The organism is Nitrospira sp. (assembly GCA_024998565.1).
GTDB lineage: Bacteria > Nitrospirota > Nitrospiria > Nitrospirales > Nitrospiraceae > Nitrospira_A.
Genome location: JACOEM010000013.1, coordinates 29,603 through 48,083, shown reverse-complemented (window position 1 = coordinate 48,083; position 18,481 = coordinate 29,603). Strand labels below are relative to the sequence as shown.

The 18,481-nt window shown below is 58.7% G+C and carries 17 protein-coding genes, 1 other RNA gene, 1 pseudogene and 1 other annotated feature; of the genes and pseudogenes, 16 read left to right on the top strand and 3 right to left on the bottom strand.

Features of this window, described 5'->3' with window-relative positions; genetic code table 11:
* Window positions 1-40: 40 nt before the first annotated feature.
* Window positions 41-1,474: a hypothetical protein gene (locus H8K11_17570; protein ID MCS6265560.1), complete on the bottom strand. Its 1,434-nt coding sequence runs from the start codon at window positions 1,472-1,474 to the stop codon at window positions 41-43.
* Between the two features lie 484 nt (window positions 1,475-1,958).
* On the opposite strand from H8K11_17570, the gene rnpB reads away from it, so the two are divergent.
* An RNA gene (gene rnpB, locus H8K11_17565) (RNase P RNA component class A) lies at window positions 1,959-2,383 on the top strand.
* A 9-nt stretch (window positions 2,384-2,392) separates the two neighbouring features.
* On the opposite strand, the pseudogene H8K11_17560 reads toward rnpB, so the two are convergent.
* A pseudogene (locus H8K11_17560) lies at window positions 2,393-2,626 on the bottom strand (glutaredoxin family protein).
* 250 nt (window positions 2,627-2,876) lie between these two features.
* On the opposite strand from H8K11_17560, the gene ilvB reads away from it, so the two are divergent.
* The 13 genes from ilvB (at window position 2,877) to queA (ending at window position 16,062) form a co-directional block, all read left to right on the top strand.
* Window positions 2,877-4,655: a biosynthetic-type acetolactate synthase large subunit gene (gene ilvB, locus H8K11_17555; protein MCS6265559.1), complete on the top strand. Its 1,779-nt coding sequence runs from the start codon at window positions 2,877-2,879 to the stop codon at window positions 4,653-4,655.
* 41 nt (window positions 4,656-4,696) lie between these two features.
* Complete coding sequence (ilvN, locus tag H8K11_17550; GenBank protein ID MCS6265558.1) at window positions 4,697-5,215, top strand: acetolactate synthase small subunit; 519 nt, start codon at window positions 4,697-4,699, stop codon at window positions 5,213-5,215.
* Window positions 5,216-5,286: 71 nt separating this feature from the next.
* Window positions 5,287-6,300 carry a ketol-acid reductoisomerase gene (gene ilvC / locus H8K11_17545; protein MCS6265557.1) on the top strand — a complete coding sequence of 338 codons (1,014 nt, stop codon included), beginning with the start codon at window positions 5,287-5,289 and terminating at the stop codon, window positions 6,298-6,300.
* A gap of 50 nt (window positions 6,301-6,350) precedes the next feature.
* Complete coding sequence (locus tag H8K11_17540) at window positions 6,351-7,001, top strand: phosphatidylserine decarboxylase family protein (GenBank protein ID MCS6265556.1); 651 nt, start codon at window positions 6,351-6,353, stop codon at window positions 6,999-7,001.
* Window positions 6,998-7,798 (top strand): CDP-diacylglycerol--serine O-phosphatidyltransferase, encoded by an 801-nt coding sequence (gene pssA / locus H8K11_17535; protein MCS6265555.1) that lies wholly within the window; start codon window positions 6,998-7,000, stop codon window positions 7,796-7,798. The genes H8K11_17540 and pssA overlap by 4 nt, the downstream gene beginning before the upstream one ends.
* Window positions 7,798-8,044: a binding site (T-box leader), on the top strand. Its footprint overlaps the gene before it by 1 nt.
* A 171-nt stretch (window positions 8,045-8,215) precedes the next feature.
* Entirely contained in the window at window positions 8,216-9,763 is a 1,548-nt protein-coding gene (locus H8K11_17530; GenBank protein ID MCS6265554.1) for a 2-isopropylmalate synthase, read from the top strand.
* A gap of 102 nt (window positions 9,764-9,865) precedes the next feature.
* Window positions 9,866-10,228: a cupin domain-containing protein gene (locus H8K11_17525; protein MCS6265553.1), complete on the top strand. Its 363-nt coding sequence runs from the start codon at window positions 9,866-9,868 to the stop codon at window positions 10,226-10,228.
* An 18-nt stretch (window positions 10,229-10,246) separates the two neighbouring features.
* A complete protein-coding gene (leuB, locus tag H8K11_17520) occupies window positions 10,247-11,323 on the top strand; it encodes a 3-isopropylmalate dehydrogenase (protein ID MCS6265552.1) in 1,077 nt (358 codons plus the stop codon).
* A 3-nt stretch (window positions 11,324-11,326) separates the two neighbouring features.
* A complete protein-coding gene (locus H8K11_17515; GenBank protein ID MCS6265551.1) occupies window positions 11,327-12,541 on the top strand; it encodes an SMP-30/gluconolactonase/LRE family protein in 1,215 nt (404 codons plus the stop codon).
* Between the two features lie 10 nt (window positions 12,542-12,551).
* Window positions 12,552-13,571, top strand: a complete 1,020-nt coding sequence (locus H8K11_17510; GenBank protein MCS6265550.1) for an aspartate-semialdehyde dehydrogenase — start codon at window positions 12,552-12,554, stop codon at window positions 13,569-13,571.
* Window positions 13,572-13,574: 3 nt separating this feature from the next.
* Window positions 13,575-13,829 carry a DUF2905 domain-containing protein gene (locus tag H8K11_17505; protein MCS6265549.1) on the top strand — a complete coding sequence of 85 codons (255 nt, stop codon included), beginning with the start codon at window positions 13,575-13,577 and terminating at the stop codon, window positions 13,827-13,829.
* A complete protein-coding gene (locus H8K11_17500; protein MCS6265548.1) occupies window positions 13,811-15,022 on the top strand; it encodes a SpoIID/LytB domain-containing protein in 1,212 nt (403 codons plus the stop codon). The genes H8K11_17505 and H8K11_17500 overlap by 19 nt, the downstream gene beginning before the upstream one ends.
* On the top strand, window positions 15,022-16,062 hold the full coding sequence (gene queA / locus H8K11_17495; protein MCS6265547.1) for a tRNA preQ1(34) S-adenosylmethionine ribosyltransferase-isomerase QueA: 1,041 nt from the start codon (window positions 15,022-15,024) through the stop codon (window positions 16,060-16,062). The genes H8K11_17500 and queA overlap by 1 nt, the downstream gene beginning before the upstream one ends.
* Here queA and H8K11_17490 read toward each other — a convergent pair.
* Complete coding sequence (locus tag H8K11_17490; GenBank protein MCS6265546.1) at window positions 16,055-16,753, bottom strand: SurA N-terminal domain-containing protein; 699 nt, start codon at window positions 16,751-16,753, stop codon at window positions 16,055-16,057. The two genes, queA and H8K11_17490, sit on opposite strands and share 8 nt — an antisense overlap.
* 73 nt (window positions 16,754-16,826) lie before the next feature.
* Here H8K11_17490 and H8K11_17485 point away from each other — a divergent pair, with 73 nt between their 5' ends.
* Together H8K11_17485 and H8K11_17480 are read left to right on the top strand one after the other, a co-directional pair.
* Window positions 16,827-17,372 (top strand): RDD family protein, encoded by a 546-nt coding sequence (locus H8K11_17485; protein ID MCS6265545.1) that lies wholly within the window; start codon window positions 16,827-16,829, stop codon window positions 17,370-17,372.
* Between the two features lie 66 nt (window positions 17,373-17,438).
* Window positions 17,439-18,470 (top strand): rod shape-determining protein, encoded by a 1,032-nt coding sequence (locus tag H8K11_17480; GenBank protein ID MCS6265544.1) that lies wholly within the window; start codon window positions 17,439-17,441, stop codon window positions 18,468-18,470.
* The last annotated feature ends 11 nt before the right edge of the window (window positions 18,471-18,481 follow it).

The following is an 18,481-nucleotide window of genomic DNA, read 5'->3' as shown; positions in this document are numbered from 1 at the left end:
ATTGCAATGGGGCATACGCGTAGCGTATGCCCCATCTGTCTTAAAAGTAGGTCGCCGCCGATAATACCACCGCATTGTCGTGAATGCGTTGGTTGGTGTTCGGGTTGAACGCTCGCGTTCCGAACTGATACGACACTTTGAAGACCGTGTCCTCGATCGGGCGAAAGTTCAATCCCAGACTCAGTTGCTCAAGATCGCCGAAACCTCCCCTCACATCCTGGTTGGTGTTAATCTTGTCCCACCGGACCACCGCGGTCAGGGTCGACCCTTCCGAAAAGCGTTGTGGCAAGAGGCGGCGCAACAACTCCGGCATGAAATGATAGTTCCCTTGGATGTAATAGCCGTTCATCCGCTGCGGTCGTAAGCGTCCTGTGTCGGGATCGATGGCAGGCGCGCCGTCCAGATTGCGTGAGTTGTTTTTCACGTAGGCCCAGGCAGCTTCACCGATTAATTCGAAAGGGCCGCGCTGCAGCGTCCAATCCAGCACGACGATCGAGAGCGACCGTTTGCTCTCCGGGTCATAGGTGCCATGGTAGCCAGAACCGGCAATTTCGACCCCCAACATGGGGCTGTAGGCGACTCGTCCGACCACGGCTTTCCCTCGGTTGTTATCGAATCCGTCATCCGTTAGGGATTTCCGTTGCCGGGAGTTTTTCAGTCCGCTGGCCTCCCCGATTCTGGCCGTTCCGTCCGGCTGGTACCCATTGGGGCCCTGGGTCACATAGAACTCGTAATCCATCTTGGAGTAGCGGCCCGGATAAAATGTTCCGTAGAAGCCGGCTCCGGCCTCTGACATGGTCGTTGGAATGATGAATTGGTTGACCAGCGGACGGTCGGTCAGGTCGTTCAAAGGTGAATCGTGGAGAAGATTAAATTTGCCGACCGGTAGGAGAATGATCCCCGCGCGAAGGTTGACCGGCTCGTTGAACCGGTAGTCGACGTGGGCAAACTCCAGACTGACCTCGGTTTCCGTCCCTTCGCGAATGCCATGTTCGATTTCGAGTTCGGACGCAAATTTCACATGCTCGGTAATATCCGCATAAATGAAGGGGACGAAGCGTTGTTGATCGAACGAACTGTTCGTGGCGCCGATGCCGGGATTGCTGCCGGGAGCGCCGGCGCCATTGTCGATGACATCCTTTCTGTGATTACGGTATTGAAGGTCGAAGTAGCCGCCCACGAAGGCTTTTGGTGCGTTCACAAACGGCTTGGCATAGATCATCGTTCCGGAGCCGGACGTGCTGAAGGAAAGCGGGGCTTGCTTGGCTCGGCGCGAATCCTTGCCGATGTCAGGGAGGATTGTGCCCCCTGGCGTAGGCGGCGGTTCTGCTGTCGGGTCTGTGGTCGGTGGTTCGTGTCCGGTAGGGGTGGCTCCCTGAAGCTGGCGGTTCCGCTGTTCCATCTCATGTAACCGCTGCTCCAATTTATGCATACGTTCTTCGACCGTGAGATCCTCTGCGTGAGTCGGCGTCACGAGCGCTATGCATAGCAAACAACCCCAGAACAATAGTTGAGTCCTCTTCATCATCATTCCCTCCGTTAAATTTGAATGGTGTGACTCGGGACTCACTGGTCTCTGGTCTGAATGTCGAGCAGGTGAGTGTTCTGTGTTGGCTACACCTCCTTTCTGTTCATGTAGCGAGGCATTGTTCGCATCATGGCGCTCGTTTATGAAACCGATTTTGTGGTTTCGGTAGGCCGGTCTCGCGTAAGGGACGAACTGAAGAGGGAATCCTCTGCAAAAATCGCGCAGGCGCGACGGCTGCGGTCGCGCCCGTCATCGCTCACTGTGCGGCTGCATCAGTGGTGGAATGATGCGCGGGATCAGACGCCTGCAAGGCCTGGGGTGCGATTTTGCTCAGTGCGCCCTGTGCGAGATTGCTCGCCATGCGAGGGTGGGACTCCAGAACGCGACCTTGAATCAGGGGGGAATCGATTTTATACTGCAGTTGCGCGCTGGGGGGACACGGGTGCTCGCCCGTTGAGCTTGCTCGACGGGAGGAAAGTCCGGACTCCAAGGGCAAGGACGCTGGATAACGTCCAGGCGGAGCGATCCGACACCAGCACCACAGAGAACAAACCGCCGATGGCCGGCGCGGGAGACTTCGGTCGAGTGCGCCGGCTCAGGTAAGGGTGAAACGGTGGGGTAAGAGCCCACCGCGGTGATGGCGACATCAACGGCACGGTAAGCGTCGTCCGGAGCAAGACCAAATAGGGGAACGCCTGTGGGCTCGCGAGAGCTCGGCAGAAAGGCCGGCCCGGCCGAGGTTCCCGGGTAGGTTGCTTGAGGCTCGAGGTAACTCGAGTCCCAGAGAAATGATCACCCCCGTGTGAGCGCAAGCTTCACGCGGGACAGAATCCGGCTTATAGGGTTTCTCCAACGCGCTTTTTTAATCGCTTCGCGCAGCTCGCCACCGGTCACCTTGCCGGAGAACGTTTCCCGATCATTGATCAACAGCACCGGCACGCGGTCGCTGTATTGCTGGCGGAGGCGCTCGTCACTGTCGATATCGACTATGATGAGCTCGAAGGGAAGGTCTTGTTGCACTTGCCTGGCCAGCCGAGTGACCACCCGACAAAGATGGCATTCATGGCGGGACATGATCGTGACGCGTAGAGAATTCATAGGCAACGGGATCAATGGATCGCGAAACTCCTATATCACGTGGCATGAGCCGACACCAGTCTGCTTGGCGACGGGACGCACTTCGACTCTCTTGACCTCGCTTGAGAGCTGGTGATACGATCCGCCATCTTACCCGTTGATTTTCCAGAAAGATTGTATCAATCTGTGTCGCGTGAGTGACGCAGAGAGCCGAGTGTTTCGCAGTTAAGGCATCGCGTCCTTCGTCACGACGTGCGAAGGGGAGGGTGATATGAAGCTTACAGGGTCCGAAATCCTGATCGAATGCTTAAAAGCGGAAGGCGTGAAGACGATTTTTGCCTTGCCGGGCGGTGTGGTGTTGAAGATTTTCGACATGCTGCACCAACAGAAAGACATTGAAGTCGTCTTGACTCGGCACGAACAGGGCGCAGGGCATATGGCTGAAGGGTATGCCAAGGCGACCGGCAGGGCCGGTGTGTGTTTGGTGACGTCCGGCCCTGGCATGACCAACGTGATTACGGCTCTGGCCGATGCCTATATGGATTCCGTGCCGCTCGTCTGCATCAGCGGGCAGGTCTCGACGAGTTTGATCGGCAATGACGCGTTTCAGGAAGCCGACAACATCGGTCTCAGCCGGCCTTGCACAAAATACAATTTCCTCGTGAAGGACGTGAACGACCTGGCGACGACCATCAAGGAAGCGTTCTATATCGCCACGACGGGCCGTCCCGGCCCGGTGCTAGTGGACATTCCTAAAGACGTGTCGATGGCCAAGACGGAGTATACCTATCCCAGCTCGGTCTCGATTCGCGGATACAATCCGACCTACGAAGGCAATAAGTGGCAGATCAAGCAGGCTGCCGAAGCCATCATGAAGGCGAAGAAGCCCATTCTGTATGTGGGCGGGGGCGTTGTCTTTTCGCAGGCCTCCAAAGAATTGCTCGAATTGGCGGAGATGACTCAGATCCCCGTGGATATGACCTTGATGGGCCTCGGGGCGTTTCCGGGCGAACATCCGCAGTCCATGGGCATGATGGGTATGCACGGCACCTATTGTGCCAATATGGCCGTTCACTATTCGGATCTGGTCATCGCGGTGGGGGCTCGTTTCGACGATCGCGTGACGGGGAAGGTGTCTGAGTTCTGCCCGTTTGCCAAAGTCATCCACATCGATATCGATCCGACCTCCATCCGGAAGAATATCCATGTCGACATTCCCATCGTGGGCGATTGTAAGGCCGTTTTGCGGGAGTTGAATCAAATTCTCCGGGCCACTGTGAACGGAAACCAAAAGGATCTGCGCAAGCCCTGGTGGGATCAGATTCGCGAATGGCAGCAGGCGCATCCGCTGGCCTATCAGCAGGAGCCGGATGGGGCGATTAAGCCGCAGCATGTCGTGAAGCGTTTGTACGAACTGACCAAGGATCGGGACCCGATTGTGGCAACCGACGTGGGCCAGCATCAGATGTGGACGGCGCAGTACTTCAAGCTCGCCCGTCCGAATCGCTGGTTGACCTCGGGCGGTTTGGGAACCATGGGGTTCGGATTTCCCGCGGCCATGGGGGCGCAGGCTGCGTTCAGAGATCGATTGGTGCTCTGTGTGGCCGGCGACGGCAGCATACAAATGAATATGCAGGAAATGGCCGCCGCGGTGGTGTCGAAGCTGCCGGTGAAGGTGATCATTCTGAACAATCGTTTTCACGGCATGGTCCGGCAGTGGCAGGATCTGTTTTATGAAGGACGGTACGCGTCGAGCTATCTCGACACCACCCCGGATTTCGTAAAGCTGGCCGAAGCCTATGGCGCGGTCGGCTTACGCGCAAGCAAGGTCGGGGATCTGGATGCCGTGCTGAGGGAAGCGATCGCGATCGACAAGCCCGTCGTCGTCGATGTGCCGACCTATCCGTACGAGAATTGTTATCCGATGATTCCCGCGGGCGGGTGCAATCACGAGATGATTCTGGAAGATCCGCCTGAACTGAAGCGACGAATGGCCGGCGCGCCCAGCACCGGGTCTGACGAAAATAAGGACACGATCTTAACAGCCTAAATCACGCTGTCAGCCGACAGCTATCAGGATAGAGTTTTCCGATGGAACATATCATTTCAGTGACGGTAGAAAATAAGTTCGGCGTGTTATCCCGCGTGGCCGGGTTGTTCAGCGGCCGCGGCTTCAATATCGAAAGCTTGTCGGTTGCCCCCACGCTGGATCCCTCGATGTCGCAGATGACCATCGTTACGTCCGGGGACGAACGGATCGTGGAGCAAATCGTTAAACAGCTGAATAAGCTGATCGATGTGATCAAGGTTGTGGATCTCAATGAGAGTGACTTCGTTTCGCGGGAGACAGCGCTCATCAAGGTTCATACCAAGGCGGAAGACCGGGCCGAGGCGCTCCGGATCGCGGATATCTTCCGGGCCAACGTGATCGACTCGACGCCGTCGACCTACACCATCGAGGTGACGGGTGATCCAAAGAAACTTGAGGCCATCATTAATCTGCTCCAACCGCTTGGCATCAAGGAACTGATTCGAACGGGGCGAGTGGCGATTGCGCGTGAAGCGATCCGACCGGCCCTCAGCCAACCCAAAAAGATCGCCCGGGAATAATTCGCTCATCCCCTGTGTGCAGCTAGCTGTCGTTTCCACCCATGTGCCCTATGAACCTTCAGGAGTGATGTATGAAGATCTATTACGACAAAGATGCCGATTTACAGCTCATTCGCGGAAAGAAAGTGGCCGTGATCGGCTATGGCAGCCAGGGGCATGCCCATTCGCTCAATCTCAAGGAAAGCGGCGCCAATGTCGTCGTGGGGTTGCGTGAAGGCAGTTCCTGGAAGAAGGCCGAAGCGAGCGGACTGAAGGTCATGCCGGTGGCCGATGCCGTCAAAGCCTCCGATGTCATCATGATTCTGGCTCCGGATGAGGCACAGGCCGCCATCTACCGCCAGGAGATTGCCCCGAATCTGAAGCCCGGGTCCTATCTGGCCTTCGGTCACGGATTCAATATCCATTTCGGCCAGATTGTGCCGCCCGCGGACATCAACGTCTTCATGGTGGCGCCCAAGGGGCCAGGTCACCTCGTGCGGTCGGAATATACAAAGGGCAGCGGCGTCCCCTGTTTGCTGGCATTGCATCAGGATCCCAGCGGCAACACGCGCCAGGTGGGGTTGGCCTATGCCAGCGCCATCGGCGGCGGACGCGCCGGCATCATTGAGACGAACTTCCGCGAAGAAACTGAAACGGATTTGTTCGGCGAACAGGCGGTCTTGTGCGGAGGGTTGACTTCCCTGATCCAGGCCGGGTTCGAGACGCTCGTGGAGGCGGGGTATTCGCCTGAAATGGCTTACTTCGAGTGTTTGCATGAAGTGAAATTGATCGTGGATCTGATCTATCAAGGCGGCATCGCCAACATGCGCTATTCGATCAGCACCACGGCGAAGTACGGCGATATCACCCGCGGGCCGCGTGTGGTGACGGATCAGACCAAGCAGGAAATGAAGAAGATTCTCGGCGAGATCCAGAGCGGGCAGTTCGCGAAAGAATGGGTCTTGGAGAACCAGGCGAACCGGCCGGTCTATAACGCGCTGCTGAAAAAGGGCGAGGGCCATCCGATTGAGGAAGTCGGCGCCCGACTGCGCTCGATGATGCCCTGGTTGAAAAAGGATCAACTCGTCGATAAGAACAAAAACTAACCCTGCGACCGGGCTCTTCGTGATAGCATAACAAGAAGGCCTGGAGGTGTATGGCTGATCGAGCCGTCGGGATACCGATTGTAAAAGAAGGCCTGCCGTTTGTCGGTGGTCTTGTGGGCGCGACGCTGCTATTCGGGGCGGCCGGTTGGATCATTCCGGCCGTGATTGCGGGCGGGTTCACGCTGTTTACGGCGTGGTTTTTTCGCAACCCCAGTCGGACGATTCCACAGCAGCCGAATGTGGTGGTGTCGTCGGGGGATGGCAAAGTCATTGCGATCGAGGAAGAGTTCGAGCCGCGCTACTTGAAAGAAAAGAGCATTCGGGTGACGGTGTTCTTGAACGTCTTCGATGTGCATGTGAACCGGATGCCCTGCACGGGAACGGTTGAGGGTGTGAGTTACCAGCCCGGCCAGTTTCTGGTGGCGAGTAAGCCGGAGGCGACGCTCCGCAACGAGCAAAATGCGGTGATGTTGAAGACGGAGTCAGGGGCGAAAGTGCTGTGTGTGCAGGTTGCCGGACTGATTGCCCGCCGGATCGTGTGCTGGGTCGGGCAGGGTGATCGGGTGCAGCGGGGAGAGCGGTTCGGGCTGATTCGGTTTGGGTCGCGGATGGATACGTTCCTTCCGCTCGGCTCCAAGATTTGTGTCTCCTTGGGCGACCGCGTCAAGGGAGGCGAAACCATCGTGGGGGAACTCCGATGAAATCACCGGCCATGCGAGCTCCGTTTGCGAAGGGCAATCGAAAGCGACAGGCGATGTACCTGATCCCGAACCTCTGCACGACGGGGAATCTGTTCTGCGGCGTGTTCGCGATCCTGTCGGTCTTTAACGGTCAGCATCTGGTGGCCGCGATCGCCATCCTGGTCGGCATGATTTTCGACATGCTGGACGGGAAGTTGGCCCGCCTGACGAACAGTACCGGCCAGTTCGGCATCGAGTATGATTCTCTTTCCGACGTGGTGTCGTTCGGGGTTGCACCCGGTGTCTTGATTTATTCGTACGCATTGAGCGGGCAGGGGATGTTCGGCGTGGCGGTGATGTTTGCCTATGTGGCCATGGGGGCCGTTCGGTTGGCCCGGTTCAATGCGACGGTGAGCACCTCCGACAGCAAATACTTCACGGGTTTGGCTATTCCTGCTGCAGCCGGTGTCATTGCGTCGTTGGTGATCTTCGATCTGCACATCACCCAGATGGGGTCGGAAGTGAAGCCGTTATTGATCCTCGTGATCACGTTCGCGCTGGCGTTCTTGATGGTCAGTACGATCAAGTACCGAAGCTTTAAGGACATGAAGTTCCGGCGTGGGGATCATTTCACCTATCTGGTGTGGGGAATTCTTGCCTTGATGTTGATTGTCGCCTGGCCCCAGGCGATGTTGTTTGTGACGTTCACCGGGTACGCTGCGTCCGGTCCTTTGGCGCGTCTCTGGACGATGGTTTCTAAGGGGGCAGGGAAGCCGGTGACGAAGACGGACGTACCGGTACTCGATTCGAGAGAGTAGCAACAGCGACGACGAGGAGTAGTAGGCAGCGCTGACCGAACTGAGAGAGCTGGTGGATGGTGCGAACCAGCCGGTGACCTGCCGAACTCGCCTCTGAGCTGGACTTGTGAACCCCCCGGTGGGGGGTAGTGGGTCCCGAATCATCCTCGTCACGGATTGAATGAAGGGCGTTCGGATGAAGGCCAAGCTTCATCCCTCGCTGAATCAGGGTGGTACCACGAAGCTCGCAAGGCCTTCGTCCCTGTCCCGGGGCGGAGGCTTTTTTATTGGCAGCATGTTGAAACGGCCTTCCAACTGTGTTCTCGGCTCGACAACATCCTCAACGTACCCCAGCGGGTACGCCGCCGGGGTTGTCTCGCCTGCGGCCGCGTTGGAAGATCCGTTTGAGCAAGCTGCGGGACAGGAGGAGGGTAAGCCATGACCAGGATGATCAGAATATTCGATACGACGTTGCGGGACGGTGAGCAGTCACCGGGGGCGAGCATGAACGTCGAAGAGAAACTTATGATCGCCAAGCAGCTGGCGCGCCTCGGCGTGGATATCATTGAAGCTGGCTTCGCCTATAGTTCGCCCGGAGATTTCGAAGCGGTCAGACGGATCGCTTTGGAAGTCGAAGGCCCAGTGGTGTGCAGCCTGGCGCGGGCCAGGCCGGAAGACATCACGAGGGCGTCGGAGGCATTGAAAGGTGCGCCCCGTGTGCGAATCCATACGTTTCTCTCGACGTCGGACATCCACCTCAAGCACCAGTTCCGGATGACGCGAGAAGAAGCGAAGAAGCGCGCCGTGGAGATGGTCCAGTTGGCTCGTACCTATGTCGATGACGTCGAATTTTCACCGATGGACGCCAGCCGGTCCGATCCGGCCTATCTGTGTGAAGTAATCGAGGCGGTGATTGCGGCCGGGGCGGGAACGATCAATATTCCCGATACGGTGGGCTATGCTGTTCCCCAGGAGTTCGGCGGTCTGATCAAGCGAATCAAAGACACGGTGCCGAACAGCGGACAAGCCGTCATTTCCGTCCATTGCCACAACGATTTAGGGTTGGCGGTGGCCAACAGTCTGGCGGCGGTGGTAGCAGGGGCCGGGCAGGTGGAGTGTACGATCAACGGTATCGGCGAGCGGGCCGGCAACACCTCGCTGGAGGAGATCGTCATGGGACTCCGCACGCGCAGAGACTGGTACGGGGCCGATACCAAGGTCGTGACGGAGGAGATTTCCAAGACCAGTCGCCTGGTGAGCAAGATTACCGGTATGGTCATTCAACCGAACAAGGCCATTGTCGGTGCGAATGCGTTCGCCCATACGTCGGGCATCCATCAGGATGGGTTGCTGAAAGATAAGACGACGTACGAGATCATGCGGCCGGAATCCGTCGGTCTTGAGCAGGTCAAGCTGGTGATGGGCAAGTTGTCCGGGCGCCATGCGTTTCGTCAGCGGCTGGAGGAGTTGGGCTACAAGTTGACCGAAGACGAAACGAACCATGCGTTCGAGCGATTCAAGCGGCTGGCGGATCAAAAGAAAGAGATTTACGAGGAAGACCTCGAAGTCATTGTGTCCGAAGAAGTCGCGAAAATGTCTGAGCGGGTGGTGTTGAAATCGTTTCAGGTCGAAAGCGGAACCAACAAGACTCCGAAGGCCACGGTGGAATTGGAAATTGACGGGAAGCTGGTCTCTCACAGCGGAACAGGCGACGGCCCGGTCGATGCGGTCTATCGGACCATTGCCGCGATGACTCAGACGAAAAGCAAGTTGCTGATGTTCGGGGTCAATGCCATCACCGGTGGAACCGATGCGCAAGGGGAAGTGTCGGTGCGGCTCGAAGAGGATGGCCGAACCGTGTCCGGCCATGGCGCCGATACCGACATCATCACGGCGGCTGCGCGGGCCTATTTGAATGCGCTCAATAAATTGGCCTACTTCGCTGCGAAACAGGCAGAAGGGATTCAGAAGGTCAGCTTGATTTGAGCGCAACCTGCGGGGTAGATTCCTCCGTCCGGGCCGATGCGTTCGTATCGGACTGGACGGAGCGACATCGTCTGTCATTCCTACTACGAATGTCGGGACACGATGGTAAACACGCATCTTCAACGATGCCCGGAGTTCTTGGCGGGCGATCACACCAGGCTGCGGGAATTGCTGCACCCGGCGAAGGCATCGCTCGCGCTTGGATATAGCCTGGCGCACGGATTGCTCGACCCTGGCCAGCAGAGCCTCTGGCATCGCTTACAATCCTCCGAAGTGTATTACTTCATTGGCGGCCACGGCGTGATGAAGGTGGAGGAAGAGTCGGTTCCTGTTGAGGCGGGCTCCGTGGTTTATGTGCCCCCGGGGGCCAAGCAATCGTTAGTGAACAATGGAACAGTCCCGATTGAGTTTCTCTGCCTGGTCGATCCAGCCTGGACCGCGGAGGATGAGGCCGTTGGTGAATAGTCGAGAGGAGATTCGCACGTGAACGCGAAAATTGCAGTCCTGGCCGGTGATGGAGTCGGCCGTGAAATCGTCCCGCAAGCGGTCAAGGTATTGAAGGTCGTTGCAGAACGCCACGGGCATACGTTTGAATTTATCCCGGGCGATGTCGGCGGCCATGCGATCGATAAAGTCGGCGTGCCGCTTCCGGCTGAGACGCTCGCCATCGCAAAGCAGAGCGACGCCGTGCTGCTCGGCGCCGTCGGCGGGCCTAAATGGGAAGGTTTGGAATATAGCCTTCGCCCCGAGCGTGCCTTGCTGGGACTGCGGGAGCAACTCGGGCTCTATGCCAACCTACGACCCGCCAAGCTGTATCCCATGCTGGCCGATGCGTCTACGTTACGGCGTGACGTGATCGAAGGCATCGATATGCTGGTGATCCGGGAGCTGACCGGAGGCATCTATTTCGGCAAGCCGAAGGGCATCGAGCCCTTGCCAGGGGGCGGAGAGCGTGGCTTCAATACCGAAGTCTATACGACCGAGGAAATTCGCCGCATTGCCGTGGTGGCGTTCGACGCGGCCCGCAAACGCCGCAGAAAGGTCACCTCGGTGGATAAAGCCAATGTGCTGGAGTCCTCGGAACTGTGGCGGCGAGTGGTGACGGACGTCCACAAAGGGTATCCCGATGTGGCCTTGAGTCACATCTATGTCGACAATTGCGCGATGCAGTTGGTGCGCAACCCGCGGCAGTTCGATGTGTTGCTGTGTAACAACATTTTCGGCGATATTCTGAGCGACGAAGCCGCGATGCTGACCGGGTCGATCGGCATGTTGCCGTCCGCCAGTGTCGGCGCCAAGGTGGGGTTGTTCGAGCCGATCCACGGCAGTGCGCCGGATATTGCCGGCAAAAATATCGCCAATCCGATTGCAACGATCGCTTCGGCCGCGATGATGTTGTCCTATGCGTTTCAGCTCGACAAAGAAGCGGCGGCGATCGAGCAGGCCATCGTCAAGACGCTGGAGCTTGGGTTCCGCACCAAGGATATTCATGCCGAAGGCATGCAGCTGGTCGGCACCGTGGAGATGGGCGATGCGATCGTGCGCAACCTTCCTTCGTAAGTCATGACGACACGCACGACACAATCCGGACTCATCGAGACTCTGGCAGGCAACGGCGAGCCGGGGTACGCCGGTGACGGTGGGCTTGCCGGTGCCGCCTCACTCAACGAGCCGAAAGGCTTGTGCGTTGATCGCGAGGGCAACCTCTATATCGCTGATTCCGAAAACCATGTCGTCCGCCGCGTCGATCGGGCCACAGGCATCATTACGACCGTGGCCGGAGTTTGTCCGTCAGGAACGACCGGACCGTCAGTGCCTGAACCGCCTGTGGCGGCGGAGACTGGTGACGACGAGGATCCCTTTGCCGATCATTCCGGCGACAGCACCAAGGCCTACACGCAAGTGACCGATCTGAGTGGCACCGTCCGGTATGTGACCGGAGGGCGGTTGACGGTTGAGCACGATTCGGGCGACGGCGGCCCCGCCAGGAAAGCGCGACTGAATTTCCCCAGTGCTGTGGCCGTCGATCGCGCAGGCAACCTGTATATTGCCGATACGATGAATCACCGGGTGAGAAAGGTCGATGCGGCGACCGGGATCATCACCAACGTGGCCGGCACAGGCCAGGCGCGGTATTCCGGCGATGGCGGACCGGCGGTGTCGGCCGCGATCAATGAACCGACCGGGTTGGCCGTCAGCGACGAGGCGTTGTACATCGCGGATCAAAGCAACAATCGTGTGCGTCGGGTCGACCTGGCAACAGGAGTCATCACCACGGTGGCCGGAGATGGAACGGCGGCCTATAGCGGAGACCAGGTTTCGGCCGTTCAAGCGAGTCTGGCCGGCCCCAGCGGCGTGGCGTTAGGCGGGGACGGCGTCGTCTATGTGGCCGATACGTTTAACAGCCGGATACGGTCCGTTGATCCGGCAACCGGGCAGATTGCGACGGTAGCGGGAGACGGCGGGACCTATCGATACCAGGGATCGGCTGAGCCCAGTTCGCCGAGCCTCTCCAGGCCTGCGGGGATTGCCGTCGGGTCCGATGGAAACGTGTATATGACGGATTCAGACAGCCACTTGATTCGGGTGTGGAACGGGCAGACCAAGACGATCGCTCGTCTGTCCGGTACCGGTGTCGCGCAGTTCGGCGGCGACGGCGGCGATGCCTTGGCAGGAAGTCTCAGTTATCCATTCGGTGTAGCGGTGGACGCGTCCGGGACCGTCTATGTTGCGGATACATTCAATCACCGCATCAGGGTTCTGACCGCGACTGCGTAAGGACAGCATCATGTTGAAGAAAAAACAGGCCTATACGGTGGCGATTCTCGGTGCGACCGGGGCCGTGGGAAAAGAAAGTCTGGAGATTCTGGAAGAACGCAACTTTCCAATCGAGACGTTGCGCCTGTTCTCCTCCAAGCGGTCGGCCGGCGACGTGTTGTCGTGCCAGGGCAAGGAGTACAAGGTGGAGGAGTTGACGGAGGCCTCGTCCTTTGCCGGAGTCGACATCGCATTCGTCTCCGCGACCGATGCCATCAGTCGGGACTACGGGGCACGGTTGGGCGCGGCCGGTGTCGTCGTCATCGATGACAGCGCGGTCTTCCGGATGGATCCCGATGTGCCGCTGGTCGTTCCGGAGGTCAATGCGGCAGCGTTGCGCTCGATGAAGCGCGGGATCGTGGCCATTCCGAACTGCACCACAACCCCCCTGGTCATGGCGCTGAAGCCGCTGCGCGATATTGCCGGCATCAAGCGGGTGGTCGTGACCACCTTTCAGTCGGTATCGGGCACCGGTTCTGCGGCGATGGACGAGTTGGTCGATCAGACCAAGGCTTTAATGGCCTTCCAGGATGTGAAGGTGCAGGTCTATCCCTATCAGATCGCGTTCAACCTGTTGCCGCAGGTGGGATCGTTCGGTGACGGCGGCGACTGTTCGGAAGAGGTGAAGATCGTTCAGGAGACCAGGAAGATTCTGGAGATGCCGTCGTTGCGGGTCACGGCGACCACGGTGCGGGTGCCGGTGTTGCGTTGTCACTCCGAGGCGATCAACGTTGAACTGGATCGTCCGTTGAAGGCGAACGATGCGCGGGCTGCGCTGGCGGAGATGCCCGGCGTGATTGTGTACGACGATCCCGTGAAGAAGCTGTATCCGATGCCGTTCGATGTGTCCGGTAAGGATGACGTGTATGTCGGTCGGGTGCGAGTGGACGAGTCGATTACCAACGGGTTGAATCTCTGGGTTGTGAGCGACAACCTGCGGAAGGGCGCCGCCCTCAACGCCGTGCAGATCGCCGAATGTCTGATACAATGAACGATGGCAGCGTGGACTGGTATCGGTCGATCGTTGATTGTGGCGGGCCTGGTGTTGGTCGCCGTCGGGCTGCTGCTCACGCTGGCGGAAAAATGGCCAGGCCTTGGCTCTGCGTTCGCGTGGATCGGTAAATTACCGGGCGACTTCTCGGTCACGCGAGAGCGATTCAGTCTGTATGTCCCGATCGCGACCAGTCTCGTGTTCAGCATCCTGCTGAGCCTGGTGTTCTACTTCCTTTCATGGCTCTTTCGCCGCTGATTCGACATCAGTCATCCAGCCTGGCCGCAGCGGGGGGCATGTTGCTGCTCGCGCTGTTCTGCGTACCGGCCGTCTTTGCCGAATCCATTCGCGTCCTCTTGGCCCAAGAGGCGCCGTTGGTGGAAGTGCGATCAGAGGGCGCTCTCGCTCTTGTGACGGAGACGGGCGACACGAAAATCCTGCAAGCGCCGATCCATCTCACGGCCCGAGGAGACGGCGTGCATGTCGATGGCCGGCGCAGCATGGGCGGGCAGGTCCTCATCCGTCCGCTGCGGAACAACCTCTCGCTGGTGATCGGCAAAGAGGGGGGCGCAACCGCGGGAGCTCCATTGGCGCTCAGCGGGGTTGTGCGTCTGTCGCGCAAAGGGCGCGGGCTCTCGGTTGTCAACCAGGTCGATTTGGAGGAGTATGTGAAGGGGGTCGTGCCGTCGGAGGTCAGTTCGGCCTGGCACCCGGAAATGTTGAAGGTGCAGGCCGTGGCGGCACGGACCTATGCGCTGTATAACAAAATGCTCAGTGCGGCACGGGACTATGATGTGGTGGCGACCATTCAGGATCAGGTGTATCGAGGTCGCACAGGAGTAGACCGCCGAGTGGAGGATGCGGTTGAATCGACGCGAGGCATTGTCGTCACCCATCAACAGGCGCCGATCTATGCCGCGTTCTCATCCACCGCGGCCGGCCCGACGGAAGATGCCGTGAATGTCTGGGCGAACAAAGACCTGCCCTACCTCAAGGGGGTCGAATGCCCATTCGATCTCGAATCGCCCTACTATCAATGGCGGGCCAGTGTGAAGATCGATCAACTTGAGCACAATCTGCGGCATCAGGGTTTCTCTGTGGGAACGATTGCCACGATCACTCCGATTGCCTACAGCCGGGCCGGACGGGTCTCGCGCCTGCGGATTTTGCACTCCGGCGGAGAGACGGTATTGCGTGGCGAGGATCTTCGGAAGGCCGTGGGGTACACCGTCATTCCCAGCACCCAGTTCGAGGTGGAATCGATCGGTGCCGAGGTGGTGTTTGCCGGCTATGGAGCAGGCCATGCCGTGGGGCTCTGCCAATGGGGCGCGAAAGAGTTGGCCGAGCTGGGCTATTCGTACAGCAGTATTCTGCAGTATTACTATCCTGGAACCGAGTTGCACAACGCGGCGCTCTCGCAGTTGATGATGCCGGTGATACCGACCCCCTGATGTTACTCAGCGAGTTCGATTTCCCCTTTGATCCAGTACTTGTAGCCGATCACCCGGTGATCCCGCGTGATCGCGCGCGTTTGCTTGTGCTGGATCGGCAGGGAGGCGAACGCGTGCACCGGCAGGTGGCTGACCTTCCATCATTGCTGCAGTCGGGGGATCTCGTGGTGGTGAATAACACCAAGGTGATGCCGGCCCGTGTGCCCGCGCAGGTCCGGTCGAACGGAAAACTCCTCGACCTGCTGTTTGTGGAAGATCTCGGGCAGGGGCTCTGGGAGGTGCTGATCAAGGGACGCTTTCGGCCAGGCGCGGTGATCGAGTTTCCGGGCGGCGGTACCGGAGAGATTGTGGAGCGCAGCCGGCTTCGAACGACCGTACAGGTGTCGGGTGTCGCAAGCGTCTACGAACTCATGCAGGCCACGGGCACGATGCCGCTTCCTCCGTATATCAAACGGGAACCGTCAGCGGACGATCAGGAATGGTACCAGACCATGTTTGCTCAACATGAAGGGGCTATTGCGGCGCCCACCGCCGGGCTACATTTTACGCGCGAGTTGGTGCAGGCCCTGGCGGGAAAGGGAATCGAGCTGGCACAGGTGACGTTACACGTCGGCCCCGGCACGTTTCGCAGTGTGAAGACCGAGCGAATCGAAGACCATCGCATGCTGGCCGAACGAATCGAGGTGTCGGCGCAGACGGTGGCGCAGATTCGCCTGACGCGGGAGCGGGGGAATCGTGTGGTGGCAGTGGGCACTACGGTCGTGCGCGCCCTGGAGACAGCGGCGCGAGGCGGGCGCGGGATTGAGCCCTTTCAGGGACCGGCCGAACTGTTTATTACCCCGGGGTTTGAATTTCAGGTGATCGACGCGATGGTGACAAACTTTCATTTGCCGCGGACGACCCTGCTGATGCTGGTGTCCGCCTTCGTGGGTGTGCAACCGCTCCGCGCCGCCTATGAAGAGGCAGTGGCGCAACGGTATCGATTCTATAGTTATGGGGATGCGATGCTGATCGGGAGTGGCTGGGCGACCGTTACATAAGCTCTTTGTGAATTTTCACGGGAACTTTGCTCTTCATCGACTCCGCGTAGGCCATCAACGCCCGTTGCTGCTTCTGAAACAGGAGGCTCTGGAAAACCCGCTCCTTGGCCGCAGCAGCCTTGGCCGGATCGGCGTCCCCTTCGCGAGCCGCGAGTGTCTGTGCTTCCGTATATTCAGCCGGCGTGAGCGCGACGGCATCCATGATGACCAGCCGCGCTTTGTTGGTGAGAATATCCTTGGCCTCCATGGCCTCGAATGAAGCCGGGGTCAAGCGATTCGCCGACAGCAATCTCTTGTACGCGTCGGGATCGAAACTCCCGTTCTTCTGAAACTCCGTGCGTTGCATGATCGCTTTGCGCAAGTCTTCGTCGGAGACCGTTAGACCCATCTCTTTCGCCACATGCAGCCACATGCGATTGTCGATGAGTTGCTCCAGCACAAACTGTTTCAGAAACTCATCCTTGATGTCGTTTTGACCCTTGTCCTTGTAAAAGCGATACGTATTTTCATAGGCCCGGCGGTATTCATCCAAAGGAACGACCTGGTCCCCGACGGAGGCGACGACATTGCCGCTGCTCTGGCCGAAGCCCCACCAGCCCATCGTAATGACGAACGCGAGGGCGAGCAGGCCCATGATGGATTTGAGGAACCACGGATAGTCGTGAGCAGCTTCGCGTAACAGTTTGATCATCGAGCGTGCCTCTTGTCGGCAAAGTTTCGCGGATTCTACTCAGGCGACGAGGGTAAAGGCAAGAGGAAGACGCATGGATGGTGCGCGCGGCGAGATTGCGACTTTGTTTGTGCAGGTGAAAGAGATTTGCTATAGTGTCGAAGAATTGGAGAGATCTCCGGTGGTGGAGGAGGCAATCGGGCACAGCCCGCTCGAACTGGGCGTTTATCCCAAGGCCCAGGTGCTGAATCGCTTCATTGCCAAAATGATCGATCTCCTGATCGTCGCGGCGGTGAGTAAGTTGGTTCCCCCGATCGGTGCTCTGGCCGGACTTGCCTATCTCTTGCTGGCCGACGGATTCGGCGGCGGTCGCAGTGTCGGGAAGCGGCTCATCGGGCTCCAGACCATCGTGCCCCGTACCAGGGACCCGGCAGGGTTCCGAGAATCGATCATTCGTAATCTGCCTTGCGGCCTTGCCCAGTTGGCGTTTGAAATACCGTATGTCGGATGGATCGGATGGGGCGCCGTGCTCTCGCTGGAAGGGTTGTTGGTCATTGGAAATGAGCAGGGGCGGCGATTGGGCGATGAGATCGCCAAAACTCAAGTGCTGGAGAGTGGTCAGCTGGATGTGTCGGATTGAGCAGGACGGTGTGGCTGAAGGCAGGAATCGTCTGAAGGGAGAGTCCTAGTGGGCTTCATGAGTGACATGTTCGGGTGGTTCTCCAACGATCTGGCGATCGATCTGGGGACGGCGACAACTCTCGTGTATGTCCAGGGAAAAGGCATCGTCTTGAACGAGCCTTCCGTGGTCGCCGTGGAGAAGAAGACGGAGCGCGTGATGGCGGTCGGCGCCGACGCGAAGCGCATGCTGGGACGGACCCCGGGGAATATCCTTGCGGTACGCCCGATGAAGGAAGGTGTCATCGCCGATTTCGAAAAAGCCGAGGCGATGCTCAGCCACTTCATTCAAAAGGCGCATAACCGAACGGCGTTTGTGCGGCCCCGTATCATCATCGGTGTGCCCTCGCGGATCACGCAGGTGGAACAACGGGCTGTCCGTGATTCGGCCGAACTGGCGGGCGCCCGTGAAGTGTATCTGATCGAGGAACCGGTCGCGGCGGCAATCGGTGCAGGACTTCCGATCACGGAACCGTCCGGGAACATGGTGGTGGACATCGGTGGCGGGACGACGGACATTGCGGTCATCTCGCTGGGGGGCATCGTGTATAGCGAGTCGGTCAAGGTGGCCGGAGACCGGATGGACGACGCCATCATGAACTACATCAAGAAGAAGTATAATCTCCTCATCGGGGAGCATATGGCCGAGCGCATCAAGTTCGAGATCGGCTCGGCCTATCCCTTCGAGGAGCGCAAGACCATGATGATCAAAGGGCGCGATCTGATTTCTGGTATCCCCCGCACGCTGGTGGTGGATGATGCCGAGGTCAGAGAGGCGTTGCAGGAACCCATTGGAACCATCGTCAATGCCATCAAGGTGGCGCTCGAAAACACACCGCCTGAATTGGCCGGAGACATCATCGATCGCGGTATCGTGCTGACTGGCGGCGGATCCTTGCTGAAGGGAATGGACACTCGGTTCCGTGAAGAAACGAATCTCCCGATCATTACGGTCGATGACCCGCTGACCTCCGTGGTCTTGGGGGTGGGGAAGATTCTTGACGAGCTGGATCTCCTTCGCAAGGTATCGGTTATGTCGCAGTGCAGTACCTCTCGATGATCTCCATCCCG